The following is a 7,276-nucleotide window of genomic DNA, read 5'->3' as shown; positions in this document are numbered from 1 at the left end:
GAGCCCGCCGTAGCCGATATCGTAGGCCCATCCGTCGCCGCCGAAGATCCAGTGCGAACGCTTGACGAAGAAGTCGCTTTTCTCGCGGAGGGCTTTGAGTTCGGCGTCATCCTTTTCCGCCAGAGCTTCGTCGAGGGCGGCGGTGAGGGCGGCGGCCCTTTCGCGGGTGCCTTCGCCGAGATCCTTGCCTTCCAGCCATTCTTCCATAATGGAACGGAGAGCGGCGCTGATATCCCCGCCTTCCAGCAGAGCCTTCATCTTCAGGGCGAGGGTAGCGCGGATCTGCGCTACGCCGAGGAACATGCCGAAGCCGTATTCGGCGTTGTCTTCAAAGAGCGAGAAGCCCCACGCCGGGCCGTGGCCGTTCTCGTCGGTGGTGTAGGACACGGAGGGGGCACCGGCTGCCCACACCGTGGAACAGCCGGCGGAGTTGGAGAGCATCATGCGGTCGCCGAAGAGTTGGGTGACGAGCTTGGCATAGGGCGTTTCGCCGCAGCCGGCGCAGGCTCCGGAAAATTCGTTGAGCGGGCGCAGATACTGGCTGTTGGCGACGTTGAGCTTACCCTGAGTTGGCTTCTTGTAGGTGATGTTCTTTTCGGCGTAGTCCCACTTCCGGGCGCCCTCGGGCATCACGTTTTCCAGTTTGGTCATGGTCAGGGCCTTTTCCTTGGCCGGGCACTGGCCCACGCACACTCCGCAGCCGGTGCAGTCAAGGACGGAAATGGCCATGTGGAATTCGAAGCCCTTCTGGATACGGCAGGGACGATGCTCGATGGACGCTGGCGCGGCGACGGCTTCCTCGGCACTGAGCAGGCGCGGGCGGATGGCGGCATGGGGGCAGGCGAAGGCGCACTTGTTGCACTGGACGCACTTTTCGGCATCCCAAACGGGTACCATGATGGCGGCACCGCGCTTTTCAAAGGCCGTGATGCCCACAGGCCACGTGCCGTCTTCGTAACCGAGGAAGGCGCTCACGGGCAGCTCGTCGCCTTCCTGACGGTTCATCACGTCCACGATGTTGCGGACGAAGTCGGGGCGTTCGTCGCAGGCGGCGGGGGCGTCTTCCGTGGCGTCGGCCCATGCGGCGGGCACGGCCACTTCGTGCAGCATGGCGCTGCACCATACATAGCTTTCAATTGCAATGTACTAAACTCTAATTGATTTTGACCATTCGCCATAAGCACTACAGATTTATTTAGCGCTTTTGTATTAACATGACGTACGATGCTTTCTAATGTTGCTTCATAATCATCAGCATAATTTTTTACACCTAACGACGTAAGCAATGGTTTACCAATGTTCACTTGTGTGAAACCATATTCATTACTATGTAAAAACTTCAATGCTTGTTTACGCATTTGTTGGTAACACTGATCTGCTACCAATGTTATAGGTTGAATGTATACCTCATCGACACCCATACGAGCAAAATCCTGCATAGCCTCTGTGAAAGAAGAAATCTTATCATCGTACTTCTCATTCCACTTCTCTACTAATGCATCAGATAAAAATACACGACGTACCTCCATATCGCTATACATGGAACGTACTTTTTTCTCTATACTGCCGATGGATTTCTCCACAGCATCTTGATAAATTGATCCAAAGGATGCAATAATTATGCCTTTCATATGTGACCTCCATATCGCTCATACATGATACAATCTTCATAACTGAAAATTATTATCAACTACTATGTAATAATAGTACAAGATTCACGAATATAAGTCAATGAGAAAAAATATCAAAATATCCCTAGAAAGGAAAATAAAATTACTCATATATTCACACATTCATATCCTTATAACCAAAAAGAATATATTTATAAAAGCTAATACTATACTATATTCATCACATTAATTTCTTAAAAAGCCCTTATTTTTCCTATACTTCTAGGGGTATGGGGTTTATTGACACCCCTATGTCCCTTTGTTACGATTGGCTTAAGGTTATATATATGCAATACATCTATAGTGGTCTATAAACCTATAACGATTTATATAAAATTATCTATACTACTAAGATCATTGCATAGATTTGTAGTTAAGTTATGGATAGGAGTTTTAAAATGAAAAAACAATTAGCATTAGCATCCGCTATTCTAGGTCTTTTAGTGTCCTTTGGTACATCTACTGTATCTAACGCTGCTTATCAATTAAATGAAGAAGTAAAAGATCCTACACCAGCATTGAAAGAAGCTGCTGCGATTGGTGTACGCACACACAATACAGAAGCTTTACAAAACTTGCCAAACAAAGATGCTATGGTTGTTATGAGCTTTGGTACAACTTATAAAGATACTCGTGCAAAAACAATCGACGCAACTGTAGATGCTATTAAAGCAGCTCATCCAAACACAAAAGTAGTTACAGCTTTCACAAGCCATATCATTCGTGATCGTATCCAACAAAAAGAAGGTATTACTTACCCAACTCCTGAAGAAGCTTTGGCTGAACTCAAAAAAGACGGTTACACTCGCGTTGCATTAGCATCCCTTGATGTAATCCCTGGTATGGAATACAACTACGATGCAGCAGTATATAATTTGTACAAAGATAATTTCAAAAAAATGACACTTGGTACATCTCTTATGTACTGGATGGGTCAAGAAAACCAAACTGACCAAGTTATTGAAACATTAAAAGCTGTTCAATCTCAATTCCCTAAATTAGGCAAAGAAGACGCTCTTCTTATCATGGCTCATGGTACTCCAGATCCTTCCAATGCTTACTATTCTGTAATTCAAGACCGTATCCATACTCTTGGTATGAAAAATGTATTTATCTACACAGTAGAAGGTACTCCAAATCTTGAACAAGTTATCCCACAATTAAAATTACATGGTATTAAACATGTTACATTGATGCCATTCATGATGGTTGCTGGCGACCATGCAAACAACGACATGGCTGGTGCGGAACCAGATTCCCATAAATCCATCCTTGAAAAAGAAGGCTTCAAAGTAGATACTTACCTTCATGGTTTAGGTGAAAACCCTAACATCCGTAACTTATTCGTTGAACGTGCTAACGAATCTTGGGACGCATTACAAAAATAATCATTCAACAATTTAACTAGTATCGTTATATAACGTACATAGGAGTACATCATGAAAAAACTACTACTCTGTAGTCTTGCTTTGGTCATGATCGTACTAGCAATAGCTGGGTGTGGTAAATCCACATCCAGCTCTTCTGCTACTACGAAGGAACTTACCTTTAATGGTGAAACCTACACTGTACCAAAGGATCCACAACGCATCGCTGTTCTTTCAAATTCTGTATTGTCCATGCTATACGCAGTGGATGGCAAAGCCGTTTCTCGTGCTAGCACAACAGATAAATTAGCTCCAGATTTAGAAGCATTACCTGCATTAGGTCAAACGGCTAATATCAACATGGAACAACTATTAGGCTTGAAGCCAGATGTGGTATTGGGTTTAGTAAATCAACATAAAAAATATGAATCCCAATTACAATCTAACAATATTCCAGCAGTGCTTTTTAATTACGATGGCATCAAGGATAATGTACCAATGCTAACATTCCTTGGTGAGTTAACAAACCATCAAGATAAGGCTAAATCCGTTATTGCAACCTATGAAAGCAACATTCAAAAGGTAAAGGATGCCATTAAAAACCAACAACCTGCGCGTGTTGCCGTATTACGTGCTACGGGTAAAGGCGTGACTGCCGAAACTGACGAAGCAGTAACTGCATCTATGGTCAAAGAATTGGGTATGACAAATGTTGTAACATCTCACCTAGATGGTACAACTAAGGATAAAACGGTACCGTATTCTCTTGAAACATTAACCGCTGATAACCCTGATATTATCTTCGTCGTTACCATGGGTAAAGAAGAAGAAATTACAAAGGCTATGAAACAAGCCATGACAGATAATCCTGCATGGGCAAATCTTAAGGCAGTACAAAACAATCGTGTTATTTACTTACCATCTAAACTATTCCTACTTAACCCAGGACTACAAACACCTGAGGCTATGGCACGTTTAGTGAAAGAAGCTTATGGCATTAATGTTACATTCTAATATATTACATTATGCAAAAAAGGGCATTCCCCAATGGGGAGTGCCCTTTTTCCTACTATTGGTTTAAATTCTTATGGGTTTAAACTATTTAACTAAACTATTTAACTAAACCTTTTACCCGCACATATTGCTTATCATCGAATGTATCAATCTGCACATCTACAGAGAATACCTGTTGAAATAGATGATCTGAAATAATTGATTTCGTCTCACCCGATGTCACTAAATGGCCATTTTTTATAACGGCCATATAATGTGAATATTGTACGGCTTGTGTCAATTCATGAAGTACCATCAGTACTGTTAACCCTTGCTCTTCATTTAATCGTTTTAGTAACTCCATGATTTCTAGTTGATGATTAATATCTAAGTACGTTGTTGGCTCATCTAACACTAGTAATTTAGGTTCCTGAGCCAGAGCCATAGCAATCCAAACGCGTTGTCGTTCACCACCCGATAAAGATGGTATTAATTGATAACGCAAATGGTCTGTTTTCGTAATGCCTAAGGCATAGTCAACGATTTCTCGGTCCTCTTTGGCCGTATTCTTCCACCAAGTTTGGTATGGATAGCGTCCACAATATACCAATTCTTCTACGGTCATATCCTTTGGCATATTAGGCACCTGTGGCAAAAATGCCATCTGCCTTGCCAATTCACTTTGTGAATAGGACTGTAATGGTTTTCCTAGAATTGTTACACATTCACGAGGACTATGGATATAGCCAATCATAGACCGTAACAATGTACTTTTACCACAACCATTAGGTCCTATTAAGGTCGTTATTTTACCAACAGGAACCGATACATTAATATCATGCAGAATCTGACGATCACCGAGAGTTACGGATAACTGTTTTACATCAATAGCCGTTTTCATTAGTTATCCCTCCTCAATAGATATAAGAAGAATGGTGCCCCAAAGAAGGCCATGATAATGCCAACCGGTACCTCGATTGGACTCCACATGACACGCCCTACCGTATCGCTAATAACGAGGACGAGTGCGCCTAATAATGCCGAGCCAGGTAGCAAATACGCATAATCATTGCCGATGATAAGTCGCAACATATGAGGTATAACAAGGCCTACGAAGCCAATCAAGCCCGCAATACTAACAGCGCCTGCCGCTAATAAAGCAGCAACGGCTGTCATAACAAACCGCGTTTGTTCAACCTTAAGACCTAGCCCCTTTGCTGTTTCATCACCTAAGCTTAAGATGGTCAAACGTTTGGCACCTAAGCAAGCAAAAATGAGACCTACTAACGCGTATGGGAACAAAACCTCTACCTGAGGCCAACTGCGTGCAGCCAGTCCCCCTACCATCCAAAGCAAAGCGCCTTGCACACGATCACCAAAGAATACAAGCAATGCAGAAATACCAGAGCCTAAAAAGGCAGCCACCGCAACACCGGCCAAGATGATACGGCTCGGGCGTACACCATTTTTCCATGCCAGAGCATATACCATGAGAGCGGCAGCCATAGCACCTAGAAAGGCCACTAAAGGTACTATATGGTCATAACCAGGAAAAAGAATAAATATGATAACCCCAGCAAGTCCAGCACCGGACGAAACGCCAACGATTTGAGGATCTGCTAAAGGGTTCTTCATAACCGCCTGTAAAATGGCACCCGATACGGCTAAACAAGCACCAACTAGTGCAGCTACAATATTACGAGGCAACCGAATATTCCAAATAATTTGTGATGATGTATCTGTTAGCTCACTAGCCCACAATGTATGCCAAATCTCCGTTAATGACACCGGTGTAGACCCCCAAATAAGGGATATAATCATGCTAGCTACAACAGCAACTATTAAAAAAATAATAACTGATAATCGAAATAATTTTCGTTCATTAATAGATGCCATACGAACCCCCTCTCCAGATTTTCATATAACAAATACGTTATTTTGAAAATCCTAAATTTTTAGACTTAGTACTACCTATTATAGAGATACTACCAGTTAAAAATATTTATTTTTAACTGGTAGTATCTAAAAAAGATAATATTATAGGCCTAAACATTTACTTTTAACTGGTAGTATTAAAAATATACAGTAAAACCCGAATCGCAAAAAACTACTAACATACGATTCGGGTTTTGTATTATTTAGACTCTTTGCCTTCTACGAAGAGCATGTCATTGCGTTTTACATCTGTGTAAAGCAATGCATTACATACGGAAGCAGCGATTGGGCTACCACCTTTATTACCTTTTACAGTGATGTAAGGAACTGGGGATACTTCCATCAAATAGTCTTTGGATTCTGCAGCACCTACGAAGCCTACAGGGATACCAATAATAAGAGCTGGTTTAATGCCTTCTTCAAGAGCTAAACGCAATACTTCGTACAATGCTGTTGGAGCATTACCGATAGCAACGATTTGGCCTTCTAATTGTTTGCCAAATGTACGCATAGCCGCGATAGAGCGAGTTACACCCAATTCTTTAGCCATTTTAGCTACGTTTTCGTCTTTGATCAAGCAGTGTACTTCGTTACCGCGAATTTTAAGAGCAGGTTTAGAAATACCAGTACGTACCATTTCAACATCTGTATAAATATCGGCACCATTATCCAATGCTTCGATACCTTTTTGAACAGCATCAGGGCTCATTTTTACGAGTTGAGCGTATTCAACGTCACCAGATGCGTGAACTGTACGAGATACAACGCGTACTTCATCATCGGTTAAACCTAAATCCTTTACATAATCGTAAATGATTTCCATACTTTTATCTTCAATGGCTTTAGGATTTTTAACGTAATCCATTAGTGTCCTCCCATAATTTGAAAAATTCATCATTCGATGATACCACGTGGCTTTCAATCTTAACCCGTGGACGATCGATAACAATAACATGGATGCCAAGATCCATGGCTGCTTGTAATTTTGTATCAGCACCACCTACAAGGCCAGAGTTTTTCATAACTACAACACTAGCCTTTGTATCGTGGAACATAATGCGGTTCATATCGTAAGAAAATGGACCTTGTACAGCAACGATGCGTTTAGGACTCACATTGAGGTCTTCCATCATTTGTAACACCTCTGCAGTTGGCAAAATTCGTGTCCATACTTCGCAATCTTGCAAGGCTTCAGATTTGGCAAAGATGTGCATTGTTTTACTACCAGTAGTCAAATACACATGACTGTTATTGTCCTTCGCTAATTGGCCGAAGTTCTTGGATAAGGTAGTCGACAGTGGCGACACGATA

General features: G+C 42.2%; 7 protein-coding genes and 1 pseudogene. 2 read left to right on the top strand and 6 right to left on the bottom strand.

Annotated features, from left to right (window positions below):
* On the bottom strand, positions 1 to 1,110 hold a 1,110-nt coding region (locus Q7P05_RS02385), incomplete at its 3' end, for a 4Fe-4S binding protein (RefSeq protein WP_303930249.1).
* Positions 1,110 to 1,631: pseudogene (locus tag Q7P05_RS02380) on the bottom strand (sirohydrochlorin cobaltochelatase); the annotation flags it as partial. The pseudogene Q7P05_RS02380 and the gene Q7P05_RS02385, both read right to left, overlap by 1 nt.
* A 437-nt stretch (positions 1,632 to 2,068) precedes the next feature.
* Here Q7P05_RS02380 and Q7P05_RS02375 point away from each other — a divergent pair.
* A complete protein-coding gene (locus Q7P05_RS02375) occupies positions 2,069 to 3,058 on the top strand; it encodes a sirohydrochlorin cobaltochelatase (protein ID WP_105089352.1) in 990 nt (329 codons plus the stop codon).
* Positions 3,059 to 3,109: 51 nt separating this feature from the next.
* Positions 3,110 to 4,051 carry an ABC transporter substrate-binding protein gene (locus Q7P05_RS02370; RefSeq protein ID WP_303930247.1) on the top strand — a complete coding sequence of 314 codons (942 nt, stop codon included), beginning with the start codon at positions 3,110 to 3,112 and terminating at the stop codon, positions 4,049 to 4,051.
* 97 nt (positions 4,052 to 4,148) lie between these two features.
* Here the strand turns inward: Q7P05_RS02370 and Q7P05_RS02365 are convergent, their stop codons facing one another.
* From Q7P05_RS02365 to Q7P05_RS02350, 4 genes are all read right to left on the bottom strand, one after another.
* Positions 4,149 to 4,931, bottom strand: a complete 783-nt coding sequence (locus Q7P05_RS02365; protein ID WP_105089354.1) for an ABC transporter ATP-binding protein — start codon at positions 4,929 to 4,931, stop codon at positions 4,149 to 4,151.
* Positions 4,931 to 5,926, bottom strand: a complete 996-nt coding sequence (locus tag Q7P05_RS02360) for an iron ABC transporter permease (RefSeq protein WP_105089355.1) — start codon at positions 5,924 to 5,926, stop codon at positions 4,931 to 4,933. Before Q7P05_RS02360 ends, Q7P05_RS02365 begins: the two co-directional genes overlap by 1 nt.
* 238 nt (positions 5,927 to 6,164) lie before the next feature.
* Entirely contained in the window at positions 6,165 to 6,830 is a 666-nt protein-coding gene (locus Q7P05_RS02355; protein ID WP_004696261.1) for a precorrin-8X methylmutase, read from the bottom strand.
* The coding region (locus tag Q7P05_RS02350) for a precorrin-6A/cobalt-precorrin-6A reductase (protein WP_303930246.1) at positions 6,817 to 7,276 on the bottom strand (460 nt) is incomplete at its 5' end. The genes Q7P05_RS02355 and Q7P05_RS02350, both read right to left, overlap by 14 nt.

The organism is Veillonella dispar (assembly GCF_937975875.1).
Lineage (GTDB): Bacteria > Bacillota > Negativicutes > Veillonellales > Veillonellaceae > Veillonella > Veillonella dispar_B.
Note: the sequence above shows the minus strand (reverse complement) of the source record. Positions and strands in the feature narration are given on the sequence as shown.

Excerpts from the sequence above, each read along its gene's own strand:
- Q7P05_RS02375 (WP_105089352.1), top strand. The coding sequence starts at position 2,069 with ATGAAAAAACAATTAGCATTAGCATCCGCTATTCTAGGTCTTTTAGTG.
- Q7P05_RS02365 (WP_105089354.1), bottom strand. The coding sequence starts at position 4,931 with ATGAAAACGGCTATTGATGTAAAACAGTTATCCGTAACTCTCGGTGAT.
- Q7P05_RS02360 (WP_105089355.1), bottom strand. The coding sequence starts at position 5,926 with ATGGCATCTATTAATGAACGAAAATTATTTCGATTATCAGTTATTATT.
- Q7P05_RS02370 (WP_303930247.1), top strand. The coding sequence starts at position 3,110 with ATGAAAAAACTACTACTCTGTAGTCTTGCTTTGGTCATGATCGTACTA.
- Q7P05_RS02355 (WP_004696261.1), bottom strand. The coding sequence starts at position 6,830 with ATGGATTACGTTAAAAATCCTAAAGCCATTGAAGATAAAAGTATGGAA.